General features: G+C 56.1%; 12 protein-coding genes and 4 tRNA genes. 1 reads left to right on the top strand and 15 read right to left on the bottom strand.

Features of this window, described 5'->3' with window-relative positions; all coding sequences use genetic code 11:
* Nucleotides 1–62 precede the first annotated feature (62 nt).
* The 13 genes from rpoC to ETEE_RS08690 all read right to left on the bottom strand — a co-directional run bounded on the left by rpoC (nt 63) and on the right by ETEE_RS08690 (nt 14,270).
* Entirely contained in the window at nt 63–4,283 is a 4,221-nt protein-coding gene (gene rpoC / locus ETEE_RS08750) for a DNA-directed RNA polymerase subunit beta' (RefSeq protein ID WP_034165781.1), read from the bottom strand.
* Nucleotides 4,284–4,362: 79 nt separating this feature from the next.
* Nucleotides 4,363–8,391, bottom strand: coding sequence for a DNA-directed RNA polymerase subunit beta (gene rpoB / locus ETEE_RS08745; RefSeq protein ID WP_034165782.1), 4,029 nt, complete (start codon nt 8,389–8,391; stop codon nt 4,363–4,365).
* A 331-nt stretch (nt 8,392–8,722) separates the two neighbouring features.
* Nucleotides 8,723–9,091 carry a 50S ribosomal protein L7/L12 gene (gene rplL, locus ETEE_RS08740; RefSeq protein ID WP_005280479.1) on the bottom strand — a complete coding sequence of 123 codons (369 nt, stop codon included), beginning with the start codon at nt 9,089–9,091 and terminating at the stop codon, nt 8,723–8,725.
* A gap of 66 nt (nt 9,092–9,157) precedes the next feature.
* Nucleotides 9,158–9,655 (bottom strand): 50S ribosomal protein L10, encoded by a 498-nt coding sequence (rplJ, locus tag ETEE_RS08735; RefSeq protein WP_005280485.1) that lies wholly within the window; start codon nt 9,653–9,655, stop codon nt 9,158–9,160.
* 316 nt (nt 9,656–9,971) lie between these two features.
* Nucleotides 9,972–10,676, bottom strand: coding sequence for a 50S ribosomal protein L1 (rplA, locus tag ETEE_RS08730; protein WP_012847052.1), 705 nt, complete (start codon nt 10,674–10,676; stop codon nt 9,972–9,974).
* Between the two features lie 3 nt (nt 10,677–10,679).
* Nucleotides 10,680–11,108 carry a 50S ribosomal protein L11 gene (gene rplK, locus ETEE_RS08725; RefSeq protein WP_012847051.1) on the bottom strand — a complete coding sequence of 143 codons (429 nt, stop codon included), beginning with the start codon at nt 11,106–11,108 and terminating at the stop codon, nt 10,680–10,682.
* Nucleotides 11,109–11,268: 160 nt separating this feature from the next.
* Nucleotides 11,269–11,814, bottom strand: coding sequence for a transcription termination/antitermination protein NusG (gene nusG / locus ETEE_RS08720; protein ID WP_005280494.1), 546 nt, complete (start codon nt 11,812–11,814; stop codon nt 11,269–11,271).
* Nucleotide 11,815: 1 nt separating this feature from the next.
* Nucleotides 11,816–12,199 (bottom strand): preprotein translocase subunit SecE, encoded by a 384-nt coding sequence (gene secE / locus ETEE_RS08715; RefSeq protein WP_034165783.1) that lies wholly within the window; start codon nt 12,197–12,199, stop codon nt 11,816–11,818.
* 295 nt (nt 12,200–12,494) lie between these two features.
* A complete protein-coding gene (gene tuf, locus ETEE_RS08710; protein ID WP_038631315.1) occupies nt 12,495–13,679 on the bottom strand; it encodes an elongation factor Tu in 1,185 nt (394 codons plus the stop codon).
* A gap of 127 nt (nt 13,680–13,806) precedes the next feature.
* Nucleotides 13,807–13,882 (bottom strand) — tRNA-Thr (locus ETEE_RS08705).
* A 7-nt stretch (nt 13,883–13,889) separates the two neighbouring features.
* Nucleotides 13,890–13,964, bottom strand: a tRNA-Gly gene (locus ETEE_RS08700).
* A 124-nt stretch (nt 13,965–14,088) separates the two neighbouring features.
* Nucleotides 14,089–14,173 (bottom strand) — tRNA-Tyr (locus tag ETEE_RS08695).
* A gap of 21 nt (nt 14,174–14,194) precedes the next feature.
* A tRNA-Thr gene (locus ETEE_RS08690) sits at nt 14,195–14,270 on the bottom strand.
* Between the two features lie 430 nt (nt 14,271–14,700).
* On the opposite strand from ETEE_RS08690, the gene coaA reads away from it, so the two are divergent.
* Nucleotides 14,701–15,648 (top strand): type I pantothenate kinase, encoded by a 948-nt coding sequence (gene coaA / locus ETEE_RS08685; RefSeq protein ID WP_034166042.1) that lies wholly within the window; start codon nt 14,701–14,703, stop codon nt 15,646–15,648.
* 75 nt (nt 15,649–15,723) lie between these two features.
* Here the strand turns inward: coaA and birA are convergent, their stop codons facing one another.
* A complete protein-coding gene (birA, locus tag ETEE_RS08680) occupies nt 15,724–16,683 on the bottom strand; it encodes a bifunctional biotin--[acetyl-CoA-carboxylase] ligase/biotin operon repressor BirA (RefSeq protein WP_034166041.1) in 960 nt (319 codons plus the stop codon).
* Nucleotides 16,680–17,717, bottom strand: a complete 1,038-nt coding sequence (gene murB / locus ETEE_RS08675) for a UDP-N-acetylmuramate dehydrogenase (protein WP_034166040.1) — start codon at nt 17,715–17,717, stop codon at nt 16,680–16,682. The genes birA and murB overlap by 4 nt, the downstream gene beginning before the upstream one ends.
* Between the last annotated feature and the right edge of the window lie 95 nt (nt 17,718–17,812).

Below are 17,812 nucleotides of genomic sequence, written 5' to 3'. Positions count from 1 at the left end.
GGTTTCATCGGCAAAAAAAAACCGCTCCGAAGAGCGGTTTTTCATACTGTCACACAGACTCGTTAGTCGTCATTGCCACCCAGCAGACCCGCGTTCAGCAGCTCGGCCAGGTTGGCGCTGGCTTCTTCCGCGCTCACCTGCGGTGCGCTAGAGGTATCGGCAGCGCGACGGCGCATGCGATCCTGGTGGTAGGCATAGCCGGTACCCGCCGGGATCAGACGGCCCACGATGACGTTCTCTTTCAGGCCGCGCAGCTCATCACGCTTACCGGCAACGGCCGCTTCCGTCAGCACACGGGTGGTCTCCTGGAAGGAGGCCGCGGAGATGAAGGACTCGGTCGCCAGAGACGCCTTGGTGATACCCAGCAGATCGCGCATATAGGTCGCGGCAATCTTGCCGTCAGACTCCAACAGGCGGTTGGCAATCTTGACGCGGGACACTTCCACCTGCTCGCCTTCCAGGAACTCGGAGCTGCCGGCATTGGCGATGGTCGCCTTACGCAACATCTGACGCACGATAACTTCGATGTGCTTATCGTTAATCTTAACGCCCTGCAGACGGTATACATCCTGGACTTCGTTAACGATATAGCGGGTTACCGCGTTCACGCCGCGCAGACGCAGGATGTCGTGCGGAGACTCTGGACCGTCGGAGATCACGTCGCCGCGTTCCACGCGTTCGCCTTCGAACACGTTGAGCTGACGCCACTTCGGAATCATCTCTTCGTAGGCATCGCTGCCATCCAGCGGCGTGATCACCAGGCGGCGCTTGCCCTTGGTCTCTTTACCGAAGGAAACCACGCCGCTGATCTCGGCCAGGATCGCCGGCTCTTTCGGACGACGGGCTTCGAACAGGTCGGCAACGCGCGGCAGACCACCGGTGATATCCTTAGTACCGCCGGATTCCTGTGGAATACGCGCCAGGGTGTCACCGGCGCTGATGGCAATGCCATCCTCCAGCTGCACGATCGCTTTACCCGGCAGGAAGTACTGGGCCGGCATATCGGTACCCGGCAGCAGCACGTCATCACCGTTGGCGTCAACGATCTTCAGCGCCGGACGCAGATCTTTACCGCTGCCGGTACGCTCTGCGGAGTCCAGAACCACCTGAGAGGAGAGACCGGTCAGCTCGTCGGTCTGACGGGTTACCGTCTGGCCGTCGATCATATCGGCGAAGCGGATGAAGCCGCTAACCTCAGTGATAACCGGCATGGTATGCGGGTCCCAGTTGGCGACCGTTTCACCGCCGTTCACCTCGGCACTATCGCCCTTGGCCAGCGTAGCACCGTAAGGCACCTTGTAGCTTTCCTTGGTACGACCGAATTCGTCGATCAGCTTCAGCTCGGTGTTACGTGAGGTGATAACCAGCTTACCGTCAGAGTTCACCACGAACTTGGCGTTGCTCAGCTTCAGGTTACCCTTGTTCTTCACCTGAATGCTGGACTCTGCCGCCGCACGCGATGCCGCACCACCGATGTGGAAGGTACGCATGGTCAGCTGGGTACCCGGTTCACCGATGGACTGTGCCGCGATGACGCCGATGGCTTCGCCCTTGTTCACCAGGTGACCACGGGCCAGATCGCGACCGTAGCAGTGGGCGCACACGCCGAAGTCAGTTTCACAGCTTACGACGGAGCGCACTTTCACGCTGTCGACAGAGTGCTCTTCCAGCAGGTCACACCATTTTTCGTTCAGCAGGGTGTTGCGCGGCACCAGGATATCCGCCGTACCCGGCTTCAGCACTTCCTCTGCCGTCACACGACCCAGAACGCGGTCACGCAGCGGTTCTTTAACGTCGCCACCTTCGATAACCGGGGTCATCACGATGCCGTTGTGGGTACCACAATCGTCCTCGATAACCACCAGGTCCTGGGCCACGTCGACCAGACGACGGGTCAGGTAACCGGAGTTCGCCGTCTTCAGTGCGGTATCCGCCAGACCTTTACGCGCGCCGTGAGTTGAGATGAAGTACTGCAGTACGTTCAGACCCTCACGGAAGTTTGCGGTGATCGGCGTTTCGATGATGGAGCCATCCGGCTTCGCCATCAGGCCACGCATACCGGCCAGCTGACGAATCTGGGCGGCAGAACCACGCGCACCGGAGTCGGCCATCATAAAGATGCTGTTAAAGGAGACCTGACGCTCTTCTTCGCCATCGCGGTTGATAACGGTTTCGGTAGACAGGTTTTCCATCATCGCCTTGGCCACGCGCTCGTTCGCCGCGGCCCAGATATCGATGACCTTGTTATAACGTTCGCCGGCGGTCACCAGACCAGACTGGAACTGCTCCTGGATCTCGGCTACTTCGGCTTCGGCCTCGGCGATAATCCCCGCTTTCTTCTCCGGGATCACCATGTCGTCGATGCCGACAGACGCACCGGAGCGCGCCGCATAGGCGAAACCGGTATACATGATCTGGTCAGCAAAGATAACGGTCGGCTTCAGACCCAGCGCGCGGTAGCAGGCGTTCAGCATCTTAGAGATGGCTTTCTTGCCCAGCGGCTGGTTAACGATAGAGTACGGCAGACCTTTCGGCACGATCATCCACAGGATAGCGCGGCCAACGGTGGTGTCGATAAGTCCGGTGTTCGGAACCATCTCGCCATCGGCGCTTTTGCTGTACTGGGTGATACGCACTTTAACGCGGGCATGCAGCGACGCCAGACCGGCGCGATAAATACGCTCGGCCTCTTTCGGGCCACTCAGCACCATGCCTTCGCCTTTGGCGTTCACGCAGTCGCGGGTCATGTAGTACAGACCCAATACCACGTCCTGAGACGGAACGATGATCGGATCGCCGTTCGCCGGAGAGAGGATGTTGTTGGTGGACATCATCAACGCACGCGCTTCCAACTGGGCTTCCAGGGTCAACGGTACGTGTACCGCCATCTGGTCACCGTCGAAGTCGGCGTTGTATGCCGCACACACCAGCGGGTGCAGCTGAATGGCCTTACCTTCGATCAGCAGCGGTTCGAACGCCTGGATACCCAGACGGTGCAGGGTCGGCGCACGGTTCAGCATGACCGGGTGCTCGCGGATCACCTCATCGAGGATATCCCATACCACGGCTTCTTCACGCTCGACCATCTTCTTGGCCGCTTTAATGGTGGTAGCAAGACCACGCAGCTCCAGCTTGCCATAGATGAACGGCTTGAACAGCTCTAGCGCCATCTTCTTCGGCAGACCGCACTGATGCAGACGCAGGTACGGACCGACGGTGATAACGGAACGACCAGAGTAGTCGACGCGTTTACCCAGCAGGTTCTGACGGAAACGACCCTGCTTACCCTTGATCATGTCGGCCAGAGACTTCAGCGGACGCTTGTTAGAGCCGGTGATGGCGCGACCGCGACGGCCGTTATCTAACAGCGCATCGACCGCTTCCTGCAGCATACGCTTTTCGTTGCGTACGATGATATCCGGCGCGGCCAGATCCAATAGGCGCTTCAGACGGTTGTTACGGTTGATCACGCGACGATACAGATCGTTCAGATCGGAGGTCGCGAAACGACCGCCATCCAACGGGACCAGCGGACGCAGATCCGGCGGCAATACCGGCAGCACGGTCAGGATCATCCACTCCGGCTTGTTGCCAGACAGAATGAACGCTTCCAGCAGCTTGATGCGCTTGGTCAGCTTCTTACGCTTGGTCTCGGAGTTGGTCTCACCAAGCTCTTCACGCAGCTGCTCGCACTCGGCTTCCAGATCCATCCCTTTCAGCAGGGCCTGGATCGCCTCGGCGCCCATCTTGGCGTCGAATTCGTCACCGAACTCTTCCAGTGCGTCCAGATACTGCTCTTCGGTCAGGATCTGACGACGCTCCAGGTTGGTCATCCCACCTTCGACGACGACATAAGATTCGAAGTACAGCACGCGTTCGATATCACGCAGCGGCATGTCCAGCAACAGACCAATACGGGACGGCAGGGACTTCAGGAACCAGATGTGTGCGGTCGGCGAGGCCAGCTCGATGTGACCCATGCGCTCACGGCGAACCTTGGTCTGGGTCACTTCAACGCCACATTTTTCACAGATGACGCCACGGTGTTTCAAACGCTTGTACTTACCGCACAGGCACTCGTAATCTTTCACCGGCCCAAAAATACGGGCGCAGAAAAGACCGTCACGTTCCGGCTTGAACGTACGGTAGTTGATGGTTTCCGGCTTCTTAACTTCGCCGAACGACCAGGAACGGATCATATCTGGCGAAGCCAGCGCAATTTTGATCGCGTCAAACTCTTCGGTCTTGGTTTGCGCTTTCAGAAACTTCAGTAAGTCTTTCACGGATTAGCTCCCGTCGGAGTGAGAACTCTTAAGGCGCCCGCCGTAACGGGCGCCCTGTGATCGGTACGGATTCGAGTGCTTACTCGTCTTCCAGCTCGATGTTGATGCCCAGCGAGCGGATTTCTTTCAACAGTACGTTGAAGGATTCCGGCATGCCCGGTTCCATCTGATGGCTGCCATCCACGATGTTCTTATACATCTTGGTACGGCCGTTCACGTCATCAGACTTGACGGTGAGCATTTCCTGCAGGGTGTAGGCGGCGCCGTAGGCTTCCAGCGCCCACACTTCCATCTCCCCGAAGCGCTGACCACCGAACTGCGCCTTACCACCCAGCGGCTGCTGGGTAACCAGGCTGTAGGAGCCGGTGGAACGCGCGTGCATCTTGTCGTCGACCAGGTGGTTCAGTTTCAGCATGTACATGTAACCCACGGTTACCTGACGCTCGAAACGCTCACCGGTGCGACCGTCATACAGGGTGATCTGACCGGAGGTCGGGATACCACCCAGCTCCAGCAGACCCTTGATTTCGCGCTCTTTAGCACCGTCGAATACCGGCGTTGCAACCGGCAGACCCTTCTTCAGGTTTTCCGCCAGACGCAGGACTTCGTCATCGCTAAAGGTGTTCAGATCCACCTGCTGACGGGTGTTGTCACCCAGATCGTAGGCTCTCTGGATGAACTCACGCAGTTTGGCCACTTCCTGCTGCTGCTTGAGCATGGCGTTGATCTTGTCGCCGATGCCTTTCGCCGCCATACCCAGGTGGGTTTCCAGGATCTGACCGATGTTCATACGTGACGGTACGCCCAGCGGGTTCAGTACGATGTCGACCGGCGTGCCGTTCTCATCGTAAGGCATATCTTCGATCGGGTTGATCTTAGAGATAACACCCTTGTTACCGTGACGACCTGCCATCTTATCGCCCGGCTGGATCTGACGTTTCACCGCCAGGTACACCTTAACGATCTTCAGCACGCCCGGCGCCAGATCGTCGCCCTGGGTGATCTTACGACGCTTAGCTTCCAGCTTCTTCTCGAACTCAGCCTTCAGCTCGTCATACTGCTCGGCCAGCTGCTCCAGCTGATTTTGCTTGGCTTCATCGGCCAGGCCCAGCTCAAGCCAACGGTCACGCGGCAGTTTTTCCAGTTTTTCCGCTTCCACACCGCCGGCAACCAGCACGTCGTGAATACGGGCAAACAGACCGGCTTCCAGGATCTGCAGCTCTTCGGTCAGGTCTTTCTTGGCCTGCTTCAGCTGCATCTCTTCGATTTCCAGCGCACGCTTGTCTTTTTCCACGCCATCGCGGGTAAAGACCTGTACGTCGATAACGGTACCGGAAACGCTGTTCGGCACACGCAGAGAAGAGTCTTTCACGTCAGACGCCTTCTCACCGAAGATGGCGCGCAGCAGCTTCTCTTCCGGCGTCAGCTGGGTTTCACCTTTCGGCGTTACCTTACCGACCAGGATATCGCCACCCTTAACTTCGGCGCCGATATAGACGATGCCGGATTCGTCGAGCTTGGAAAGTGCGGCCTCACCGACGTTCGGGATGTCGGCGGTGATCTCTTCCGGCCCCAGCTTGGTGTCGCGGGACACACAGGCCAGTTCCTGGATATGAATAGAGGTGAAGCGATCTTCTTGTACCACGCGCTCGGAGACCAAGATGGAGTCTTCGAAGTTGTAACCGTTCCACGGCATGAACGCCACGCGCATGTTCTGACCCAGTGCCAGTTCGCCCAGATCGGTGGACGGACCGTCGGCCAGCACGTCGCCACGCTCGATCGGCTCACCCAGTGAGACACACGGCATCTGGCTGATGCAGGTGTTCTGGTTGGAACGGGTGTACTTGGTCAGGTTGTAGATGTCGATGCCGGCTTCGCCCGGGAACATCTCATCTTCGTTAACCTTGATGACGATACGGGACGCATCCACGTACTGCACCATACCACCGCGCTTGGCGACGGAGGTTACACCGGAGTCAACGGCAACCGCACGCTCCATACCGGTACCAACCAGCGGCTTATCGGCGCGCAGGGTCGGTACGGCCTGACGCTGCATGTTCGCACCCATCAGGGCACGGTTGGCATCATCGTGTTCCAAGAACGGGATCAGGGACGCACCGACGGAAACCACCTGCTGGGTGGAAACGTCCATGTAGTCAACCTGATCACGGCTGAACAGGCTGGATTCGCCCTTGCTGCGGCAGGTCACCAGATCTTCAACGAAGCGGCCTTCATCATCCAGGTTGGAGTTCGCCTGGGCGATAACGAAGTTGCCTTCTTCGATGGCAGACAGGTAATGGATCTCGTCGGTCACGATACCGTCACGCACGCGGCGATACGGGGTTTCCAGGAAACCATACTCGTTGGTCTGTGCGTACACAGACAGGGAGTTGATCAGACCGATGTTCGGACCTTCCGGCGTTTCGATAGGACATACGCGACCGTAGTGGGTCGGGTGTACGTCTCGCACTTCAAAGCCGGCGCGCTCACGGGTCAGACCGCCCGGGCCCAACGCAGAGATACGACGCTTGTGGGTGATCTCAGACAGCGGGTTATTCTGGTCCATAAACTGGGACAGCTGGCTGGAGCCGAAGAACTCTTTCACCGCCGCCGAAATCGGCTTGGCGTTGATCATGTCCTGCGGCATCAGCATATCCAGATCGCCCAAAGACAGACGCTCTTTCACCGCGCGCTCAACGCGCACCAGGCCAACGCGGAATTGGTTTTCCGCCATCTCGCCCACGGAGCGGATACGACGGTTGCCCAGGTGGTCGATATCGTCGACTTCGCCTTTACCGTTACGGATATCGATGAGCTTCTTCATCACCTCGATGATGTCGTCTTTGCTCAGGATACCGGAGCCTTCGATCTCGTCACGCATCAGAGAACGGTTGAACTTCATGCGGCCGACCGCAGAGAGATCGTAGCGATCTTCAGAGAAGAACAGGTTCTCGAACAGGTTTTCGGCGGCTTCGCGGGTCGGCGGCTCGCCTGGGCGCATCATGCGGTAGATTTCTACCAGCGCGCTCAGGCGATCGTTGGTCGGATCGACGCGCAGGGTCTCGGACATGTACGGACCGTGATCCAGGTCGTTGGTGAACAGCGTTTCGATACGCTTGTAACCAGACTGGCTCAGCTTGGCCAGCAGATCCAGCGACAGCTCCATGTTGGCGGCGCAGATCAGCTCACCGGTGCTTTCGTCGATGTAATCTTTGGCGGCCACTTTACCGACGATGTACTCAACCGGGACTTCGATCAGCTTAACATCATCTTTTTCCAGCTGACGGATGTGGCGGGCGGTAATACGGCGGCCTTTCTCAACGTAGACCTTACCGTTAGCCTCGATATCAAAAGAGGCGGTCTCACCGCGCAGACGCTCCGGTACCAGCTCCATCTGCAGCTTGTTGTCGCGAATTTCAAAGATCACCTTATCGAAGAACAGATCGAGGATCTGCTCGGTGGTGAAATCCAGCGCGCGCAGGATGATAGTGGCCGGCAGCTTGCGGCGGCGGTCAATACGGACAAACAGGTTGTCTTTCGGGTCGAACTCAAAGTCCAGCCAGGAACCGCGGTAAGGAATGATGCGTGCGTTATACAGCACCTTACCTGAAGAGTGGGTTTTACCCTTGTCGCTGTCGAAGAATACGCCCGGGCTGCGGTGCAGCTGAGAGACGATAACACGCTCGGTGCCGTTGATGACGAAAGTACCGTTTTCGGTCATCAGCGGGATTTCACCCATGTAAACTTCTTGTTCTTTGATGTCTTTAACGGTGCCTTCCGGCGCCTCACGCTCGTAGATCACCAGGCGCAGCTTCACGCGCAGCGGAGCGGAATAGGTTACGCCGCGGATCTGACACTCTTTGACGTCAAATACCGGCTCACCCAGACGGTAGCTGACATACTGCAGCTCGGAGTTGCCGCTGTAGCTCTGGATCGGGAACACAGAGCGGAAAGCCGCTTCCAGACCGTACTGGCCTTCCGGATCTTGCTCGATAAACTTCTGAAACGAGTCAAGCTGGATAGAAAGGAGGTATGGTACGTCCAGCACTTGGGGACGCTTACCAAAGTCCTTACGAATACGTTTTTTCTCGGTATAGGAGTAAACCATAGGGTTCCTCAGCTCGCTGAATAGTCGACCCATTCTGTCCGTCCTGATAGGACAGTTCATGCGACACCGTTTTGTGACCGAAAGGGTGAATCCCCCTTCGCAATACTTGTTTCTATCACTCTTAAACCATTTCATTGCGCTTTACACAGGCGCCGTAACTCACGGCCCTGACGCAGTATATTAAGGCGTCGATAGAAACAAGTATTGGGGATAACCGCTGGCTAAACAGTGTGAAACACCACCGGCATCCTTTACAGCGCAAAAAGGCTGGTGACCAAAAAGTCACCAGCCATCAGTCTGTTAGCACAGACTGTACTCCAGGAAGTTAAACTTATTTAACTTCAACAGAAGCGCCAGCTTCTTCCAGAGCTTTCTTCAGAGCTTCAGCGTCGTCTTTGCTGATGGCTTCTTTCAGAACTGCCGGAGCAGATTCTACCAGGTCTTTGGCTTCTTTCAGGCCCAGACCGGTTGCGCCACGGACAGCTTTGATGACAGCAACTTTGTTGCCACCGGCAGCGGTCAGAACTACGTCGAATTCAGTTTTTTCTTCAACGGCTTCAGCAGCGCCGCCAGCGGCAACGGCTACAGCAGCAGCAGCAGAAACACCGAATTTTTCTTCCATCATGGAGATCAGTTCAACAACGTCCATTACGGACATTTCTGCAACTGCGTCCAGAATTTGCTCTTTAGTGATAGACATGACAATTGTTCCTAAAAATCAGAAATAGTTTATACGTTAGCAAGTGCGACAGTAGCAAAGCAGCGGTTAAGCAGCTTCTTTCTGATCGCGCAGAGCAGCCAGAGTGCGGACCAATTTGCCGGCAGCGGCTTCTTTCATGGTCGCCATCAGGCGTGCGATTGCTTCTTCGTAAGTCGGCAGAGTTGCCAGACGGTCGATCTGGGCCGCCGGGATCAGCTCACCTTCAAAGGCTGCAGCTTTGACCTCAAATTTTGCATTGTCTTTGGCAAAAGCCTTGAACAGACGAGCGGCAGCGCCCGGGTGTTCCATAGAAAATGCAATCAGGGTCGGACCAACAAACGTGTCTTTCAGGCACTCGAACTGAGAGCCTTCAACGACGCGGCGCATCAGGGTGTTGCGAACAACACGCATGTATACGCCAGCTTCACGACCTGCTTTACGCAGTTCGGTCATTTTGTCTACGGTTACGCCGCGGGAATCCGCAACGACAGCAGACAGCGCGCCTTTGGCTACTTCGGTGACTTCAGCAACAATCGCTTGTTTGTCTTGAAGATTTAATGCCATTAGCTTGTGCTCCTGGATTTTTGCCGGAGAATGACTCCGGAACTCACTTCACTCGCTTACGACCGAGGCCGCGGCGAGCATAGAAACACGGTGAGCAGAATCCAGACATCTAAAAAGATTTCTTCGGGATCTGTCACCGTCTACGCAGGGAAATTAAGTCTCTGACGAGACACCTGCGGTCTTGGACGGAGGTCTGGAAAAGGCCAGACTCCAACCGAAAATTCGTTCGCTTTACATTCCGAGAATGCGCGGGCGTTAGATTTTAGACAAAACCGACGCCCGCGTAAAGCGAAAAGGCAATCCTAATCCCGCAGGATTAGTTAGCCACTGCGCTCAGGGTAGCCTGATCAATCGTTACGCCAGCGCCCATGGTGGTGGACAGGCAAACTTTCTTGATGTAGACGCCTTTGGCAGTTGCCGGCTTCGCCTTCTTCAGGGCAACCATCAGGGCTTCCAGGTTTTCCTTCAGCTGCTCAGCAGAGAAGCTCGCCTTACCGATGGTGCTGTGAATGATACCGTTCTTGTCGTTACGATAACGAACCTGACCAGCTTTAGCGTTCTTAACCGCTTCGGCTACGTTCGGAGTAACGGTACCCACTTTCGGGTTCGGCATCAGGCCACGCGGCCCCAGGATCTGGCCCAGTTGACCAACAACGCGCATTGCATCCGGGGAAGCAATGACAACGTCGAAGTTCATCTCGCCTTTTTTGATCTGATCAGCCAGGTCTTCCATACCGACCAGGTCAGCGCCGGCAGCTTTCGCCGCTTCAGCATTCGGACCCTGGGTAAAGACGGCAACGCGTACGGTGCGGCCGGTGCCATGCGGCAGGACGGTAGCACCACGTACGTTCTGGTCAGATTTACGCGCGTCGATGCCCAGGTTTACGGCAACGTCTACGCTTTCAACGAATTTAGCGGTGGCCAGCTCTTGCAACAGAGCAACGGCTTCGTTGATGTCGTACTGTTTAGTCGCATCAACTTTCTCACGGATCACGCGCATGCGCTTGGTCAGCTTAGCCATCTCTTAGTCCTCCACTACCAGGCCCATGGAACGAGCGGTACCTTCGATTGAGCGAGCCATCGCTTCAACGTCAGAACCAGTCATGTCCGCAGCTTTAGTTTCTGCGATTTCACGTACCTGAGCACGGGTCACTTTACCGACCTTGTCTTTGTTCGGCTTACCGGAACCAGACTTGACACCAGCAGCTTTCTTCAGCAGAACGGCAGCCGGCGGGGTCTTGGTAACGAAAGTGAAGGAACGGTCAGAGTAAACGGTAATAACAACCGGAATCGGCAGACCTTTTTCAATGCTGTCAGTCTTAGCATTGAACGCCTTACAGAATTCCATGATGTTAACACCCTGCTGACCCAGAGCCGGACCGACCGGCGGGCTCGGGTTAGCCATACCAGCTGCAACCTGCAGCTTCACGTAGGCTTGGACTTTCTTGGCCATGTAAATTTCCTCAGTTGGGTAATATCGCCTCAGCGAGGCTCCCCGCGATGGTAAAACGTTTATGTGCTGAAAAACGCATCAGCCCATAAATACAAAAGGCGCGAAATTGTAGTTCAATTTCGCGCCTATGGCAATGCAGATTTTGCTGCCGCGTGCGTTATTACGCTTTTTCGACCTGGCTGAAGTCCAGCTCTACCGGCGTCGCACGACCAAAGATAGAGACAGATACCTTCAGGCGGCTCTTCTCGTAATCCACCTCTTCGACCACGCCGTTGAAGTCGGCAAACGGCCCTTCGTTGACGCGAACCATTTCGCCCGGCTCGAACAGCGTCTTCGGACGCGGCTTATCCCCCACCTGCTGCAGGCGGTTCATAATCGCATCCACTTCTTTATCGCTGATCGGCGCGGGACGATCGGACGTTCCACCGATAAAGCCCATCACACGCGGTACACTGCGCACCAGATGCCAGCTGGCGTCGTTCATCACCATTTGCACCAGGACATAGCCCGGGAAGAACTTACGCTCGCTCTTGCGGCGCTGGCCGCCACGGATTTCGACCACTTCCTCGGTCGGCACCATGACTTCACCAAACAGCTCTTCCATATTGTGCAGTTTGATATGCTCACGCAGCGACTGCGCTACGCGACCCTCAAAACCGGAAAACGCCTGAACGACGTACCAACGCTTCTTCGGTGCTTCAGACATTTTAGAACCTCAGGCCAGTAATAAAGGAAACCAGACGGACCAGAATACCATCCAGTCCCCACAGAATCAGTGCCATAACGGCGGTCACTGCGGCGACGATCAAAGTCGTATGCAGCGCTTCCTGGCGTGTCGGCCAAATCACTTTACGCATTTCGGTACGCGCTTCGCGGGCAAATGCCACGGTCGCCTTACCCTGCACTGTCATCAAGGCGATGCCGCCCGCGGCAGCGATGATAACCACAACGGCCAGAGCACGCAGTGGCAGACTCACATCACGGTAAATATAGTTACCGACGATGGCTACGATCAGCAGAACGGCGACGACCAGCCACTTCATGACTTCCAGGCCACGCCCGCTCCCTTGAGCATCGGTATTCGCACTCATAAACCAACCTGTCACTAGATTCCAGAAAAACAACTTTGCCCCGCAATGCGAGGCAAACCAAACCGAATGAGAATCTTACGAGATACCAATGTGGATAGCACATTTATATCTGCAAAAAGCGATGTTGCTCGCGTGTTTGCGCGGCAATCCACAGTTCGGCACCATACGCCGTATCGCCAGAGCCCATCTCACCAGTAATTATGTAGAAAAAAACCACTGATGAGATAGGTTCTTGTCAAACCGCGTAGAAAAAGGGCATCAAATGATGCCCTTTTATCACGTGCTGCGTCAAATCTTATTCGATAACTTTAGCAACAACGCCCGCACCAACGGTACGGCCGCCTTCGCGGATTGCGAAGCGCAGACCATCGTCCATGGCGATCGGGTGGATCAGGGTAACAACCATCTTGATGTTGTCGCCCGGCATTACCATCTCTACGCCTTCCGGCAGTTCGATGGTGCCCGTTACGTCAGTAGTACGGAAGTAGAACTGCGGACGGTAGCCTTTGAAGAACGGAGTATGACGGCCGCCTTCATCCTTGCTCAGGATATACACTTCGGATTCGAACTTGGTGTGCGGAGTGATGGAGCCCGGCTTAGCCAGTACCTGACCACGTTCGATCTCGTCACGCTTGGTACCACGCAGCAGAACGCCAACGTTCTCACCGGCACGGCCTTCGTCCAGCAGTTTGCGGAACATTTCCACGCCGGTACAGGTGGTTTTGGTGGTCGGCTTGATACCAACGATTTCAACTTCGTCACCCACCTTGATGATACCGCGCTCTACACGACCGGTAACAACGGTACCACGGCCAGAGATAGAGAATACGTCTTCGATCGGCAGCAGGAACGGCTTGTCGATGTCACGCTCAGGTTCCGGGATGTAGGAGTCCAGCGTCTCGGCCAGTTCGATGATCTTGGCTTCCCACTCGGCTTCGCCTTCCAGCGCTTTCAGCGCAGAACCGCGGATTACCGGGGTATCGTCGCCCGGGAAGTCGTACTGAGACAGCAGCTCACGAACTTCCATCTCAACCAGCTCCAGCAGCTCTTCGTCATCAACCATGTCGCACTTGTTCAGGAACACGATGATGTACGGAACGCCTACCTGGCGACCCAGCAGGATGTGCTCACGGGTCTGCGGCATCGGGCCGTCAGTCGCAGCAACAACCAGGATTGCGCCGTCCATCTGAGCCGCACCGGTGATCATGTTTTTAACATAGTCGGCGTGCCCCGGGCAGTCTACGTGAGCGTAGTGACGGGTCGGGGTATCGTATTCAACGTGAGAGGTGTTGATGGTGATACCACGTGCTTTTTCTTCCGGCGCGTTATCGATCTGATCGAATGCGCGAGCGCTACCGCCGTAGGTTTTAGCCAGAACGGTGGTGATAGCAGCGGTCAGGGTAGTTTTACCGTGGTCAACGTGGCCGATAGTACCGACGTTAACGTGCGGTTTTGAACGTTCAAACTTTTCTTTAGACATTAATTGTCCCTCTAATACACGGATAAATCGGTGATATCACCACATCAACCAAGCAAATAACGCTAAAGGGCTGTTTATATGCTTGCTGAAATTTATTACAGAGAAACCAGAAGGGGGAAAAGAGAGATGGTGCTGATACCCAGAATCGAACTGGGGACCTCACCCTTACCAAGGGTGCGCTCTACCGACTGAGCCATATCAGCACATGTTTGGAGCGGGCAGCGGGAATCGAACCCGCATCATCAGCTTGGAAGGCTGAGGTAATAGCCATTATACGATGCCCGCACCTGAACCCGGCTACCTGATTGTTCTGTAGAGTTTACACCGGACGCCGTTGCTGCGCGTACCGCTGTATTCTGGAATGTACCGACTGCTTACACTCCAAGCCCTATTGCTAAGGCCGAATAAATGGTGGTGGGGGAAGGATTCGAACCTTCGAAGTCTGAGACGGCAGATTTACAGTCTGCTCCCTTTGGCCGCTCGGGAACCCCACCACACCGGATTGTATTACTTGATGGTGCCGGCTGCCGGAATCGAACTGGCGACCTACTGATTACAAGTCAGTTGCTCTACCTACTGAGCTAAGCCGGCATCAAGTAGCGCGCATTCTAGGTAGTGATCGTCAGCTATGCAACAAAAAAATTCGATTTTATGCTTCTTCGCTCATAAAACGCGCAGAACAGACGAATTCACGCCTCTGCGTCTCGATAAAGAAGCGACCGATCCCGTTCGCCGCAGCACATCGCGCTAAAGAATAATCCAATCCACCGCCAGAAGAAAGTCCATTGTGCCAACTTTTCCCCGCGGCGCGTAAATCCCCCGGAAACGGGCAAGCCGATTTATATAACGCTCCCCGCGACGACAGATGGCTTGATCGCATACAAACCATCACGTAGATTGAAGCAACTTTTGGAAAAAAGCGCTGCGCCCCAACCGAAGCTGTCTATAATAAGCGACTCGTTTTCTCTGGAGTTGGCGTCCGCGCCGTTTCCATCCCGCGCTGACAGGCAGACACAGGCATATGAAGAAAGAGCAAACCCTGGCGACCCCCTATCTGCAGTTTGATCGCCATCAGTGGGCGGCATTGCGTAATGCCGTCCCGTTAACTCTCACCGAAGAAGAGATTGCCCGTCTCAAAGGGATAAATGAAGATCTCTCGCTGGATGAGGTTGCCCAGATCTATTTGCCCCTTTCACGCTTGCTGAATTTCTATTTCAGCTCCAGCGTCAGTCGACAGGCCGTGCTGGAGAAGTTCCTCGGCACTCATAGCCCGCGCATCCCCTATATTATCGGCATTGCAGGCAGCGTCGCCGTCGGCAAGAGCACGACGGCCCGCGTATTACAAGCGCTGCTTAGCCGGTGGCCGGAGCATCGCCGGGTCGAACTGATCACCACCGACGGATTCCTGCATCCCAATAAAGTACTGCAGGAGCGGGGGCTGATGAAAAAGAAAGGCTTTCCCCAATCCTACGATATGCACCGTCTGGTGAAGTTTGTCTCAGATATAAAATCAGGCGTGCCGCGGGTAACCGCCCCTCAGTACTCTCACCTGATTTACGATGTGATCCCGGACAGCCATAAGGTGATTGAGCGGCCGGATATTCTGATCCTGGAAGGGTTGAACGTACTGCAAAGTGGGATGGACTATCCGCACGATCCACATCGGGTATTCGTATCCGACTTCGTCGACTTCTCCATCTATGTTGATGCTGATGAGCATCAGCTACAGGCCTGGTACATCAACCGCTTTCTCAAGTTCCGCGAGGGCGCCTTCTCCAACCCGGACTCTTACTTCCATCATTATTCACAGCTGCCGGAGTCTGAGGCCATCGCGATTGCCACCGGGCTATGGAATGAAATTAACGGATTAAACCTGCGCCAGAATATTCTGCCAACCCGCGAGCGGGCCAGCCTCATTATGACCAAGGGCAGCAACCACGCCATTGAGAGCGTCCGACTGCGTAAATAGGTATCTCACGGCACCGCGCTGACAGAAATAGCCGGGGGGAGCCCACGCTCCCCCGCCTTCGAACGATATGCCTACTCAGCCTGCGCGTAAGGAGATCTCACCGCCGATAAACGGGGTGATAATGCCGTCACGCTCCAGCAGCAGCGCACCCTGCGCATCAATGCCCCGCGCAATGCCGTGGATAACCTGCTCCCCGATGATCAGCCGTACCGGACGGTCAATAAAGTTATCCAGCGCGCGCCAACGGGCGATAAACGGTGATAAACCACGCACCTCAAAATCGGCCAACGTACTGCGCAAACGGCTCAGCAGGCAGGCTACCAGCTGGTTGCGATCGATGTCGACCCCGGCCTCCTGTAGGTTGATCCACTGCTGATCCACCACGCTGGTATCGGGATTGCGCATCATCAAGTTGATCCCGGCGCCGACCACAATATTCGCCGCATCGCCCGTTTTTCCCGTCAGCTCAACCAGAATACCGGCCAGCTTGCGATCGTTGAGATAGAGATCATTCGGCCACTTGACCTTCACACCGGCGGCCCCCAGTTCCTGTAATACCTCCGCCATGACGATCCCGATCACCAGGCTCAGCCCCATTGCGGCGGCCGGCCCCTGCTCCAGCTTCCAGTACATGGACAGATACAGGTTGGCACCGAAGGGTGAGAACCAGTGACGGCCTCGACGACCGCGCCCAGCCTGCTGATACTCGGCGACGCAGGCATCGCCGGAAGCCAGCGCGCCAATCCGCTCCAGCAGGTACTGATTGGTGGAATCCACCACCGGCAACACCGTTACTCGCCCCTGGGGCAGCAGGGTGCCGATCGTCTCTGCATTCAGCAGCTGCATGGGCGTCGGCAGACAGTAGCCTTTCCCTGGAACGGTAAATACGTCAATGCCCCAGTCGCGCAGGGTCTGAATATGCTTATTGATCCCCGCACGGCTCATGCCCAGCGACTCCCCCAAATGCTCTCCAGAGTGAAAATCGCCATCGGCCAGCTGCGAAATCAGTTTCAATGGAACCGTAATATCTTTCATGACAGCACCTCAACGGCGTTAACCTCACCCTGCGCGGCGATAAAGCGTACCTCTGGATCCAGCCACACAGCAAACGCCTCACCAACCCGACGGCGCACATAGCGCGCCAGCGCGATGACATCCTGGGCGCTAGCGTGATGCTGATTAATCAGCACCAGCGCCTGCTGACGGTGCACCGCCGCACCGCCGATCTGATATCCCTTAAGCTCGCAGCGATCGATGAGCCAGCCTGCCGCTAACTTCACCTCCCCCTTATCCTGCGGGTAGCAGGGCGCTTGTGGATAGCGCGCACGAATAGCCTCGGCAACCTCGGCGCTCACCACCGGATTCTTAAAGAAGCTTCCCGCGTTGCCATGCTGCACCGGGTCGGGCAACTTGGTTCTACGCATATGGCAGACCGCGTCAAATACGGCCCTCGGCGTCACGGTCATCGCATCAAGGCGAGTCAGATCGCCGTAGCTAAGCATCGGCTGCCAGCGTTTGCCCAGGCGTAATCCCACGGCGACGATCGCATACCCATCGCGATAGCGATGTTTAAAAATACTCTCTCGATAGCCAAAGCCACACGCGGCAGCAGGTAGGCGCTGCAGAGTGCCATTGCGCAGATCCAGCGCGTCGACATAGTCACAGACATGCTGTAACTCTACGCCGTAGGCACCGATATTCTGAATGGGCGCAGAACCTACACAGCCAGGGATCAGCGCCAAATTCTCTAGACCCGCCATTCCACGATCCAGGGTATAGCGCACCAGATCGTGCCAGTTTTCACCGGCCCCCACGTGCAAATGCCAGTTCGCCTCATCCTCATCAACCTGGATCCCGGGAATACGATTAAGGATCACACTGCCGGCAAAATCCTCCATGAACAGGACATTGCTACCGCCCCCCAGTATCAGAACCGGCTGTCGGCGCGCCGTCGCCGCCTGCCAATGAGACAAAAGCGCCGCAGCGCTGTCCGCAGTAAGGATCTGCTCGGCCCGGGCGGGAAGACCGAAGGTGGTAAATTCGGTAAGTGATGTAAGGTGCTTGGACATGAAACGGCTATCTCATCCTGACTAAACAGTCTCTAGTCTACCCGATTATCCGCGCCATACCGTGGATAAATCGGTAGAGAGAGAGGAATTTCAGC

Origin of the sequence: Edwardsiella anguillarum ET080813 (genome assembly GCF_000264765.2) — a bacterium.
GTDB classification, from domain to species: Bacteria; Pseudomonadota; Gammaproteobacteria; order Enterobacterales; family Enterobacteriaceae; genus Edwardsiella; species Edwardsiella anguillarum.
This window is presented reverse-complemented; position numbering and strand designations above follow the sequence as displayed.

Coding starts and splice junctions, on each gene's coding strand:
- rpoB (WP_034165782.1), bottom strand. CDS start 8,391: ATGGTTTACTCCTATACCGAGAAAAAACGTATTCGTAAGGACTTTGGT.
- rplL (WP_005280479.1), bottom strand. CDS start 9,091: ATGTCTATCACTAAAGAGCAAATTCTGGACGCAGTTGCAGAAATGTCC.
- rplJ (WP_005280485.1), bottom strand. CDS start 9,655: ATGGCATTAAATCTTCAAGACAAACAAGCGATTGTTGCTGAAGTCACC.
- rplA (WP_012847052.1), bottom strand. CDS start 10,676: ATGGCTAAGCTGACCAAGCGCATGCGCGTGATCCGTGAGAAAGTTGAT.
- rplK (WP_012847051.1), bottom strand. CDS start 11,108: ATGGCCAAGAAAGTCCAAGCCTACGTGAAGCTGCAGGTTGCAGCTGGT.
- nusG (WP_005280494.1), bottom strand. CDS start 11,814: ATGTCTGAAGCACCGAAGAAGCGTTGGTACGTCGTTCAGGCGTTTTCC.
- secE (WP_034165783.1), bottom strand. CDS start 12,199: ATGAGTGCGAATACCGATGCTCAAGGGAGCGGGCGTGGCCTGGAAGTC.
- tuf (WP_038631315.1), bottom strand. CDS start 13,679: ATGTCTAAAGAAAAGTTTGAACGTTCAAAACCGCACGTTAACGTCGGT.
- coaA (WP_034166042.1), top strand. CDS start 14,701: ATGAAGAAAGAGCAAACCCTGGCGACCCCCTATCTGCAGTTTGATCGC.
- birA (WP_034166041.1), bottom strand. CDS start 16,683: ATGAAAGATATTACGGTTCCATTGAAACTGATTTCGCAGCTGGCCGAT.
- murB (WP_034166040.1), bottom strand. CDS start 17,717: ATGTCCAAGCACCTTACATCACTTACCGAATTTACCACCTTCGGTCTT.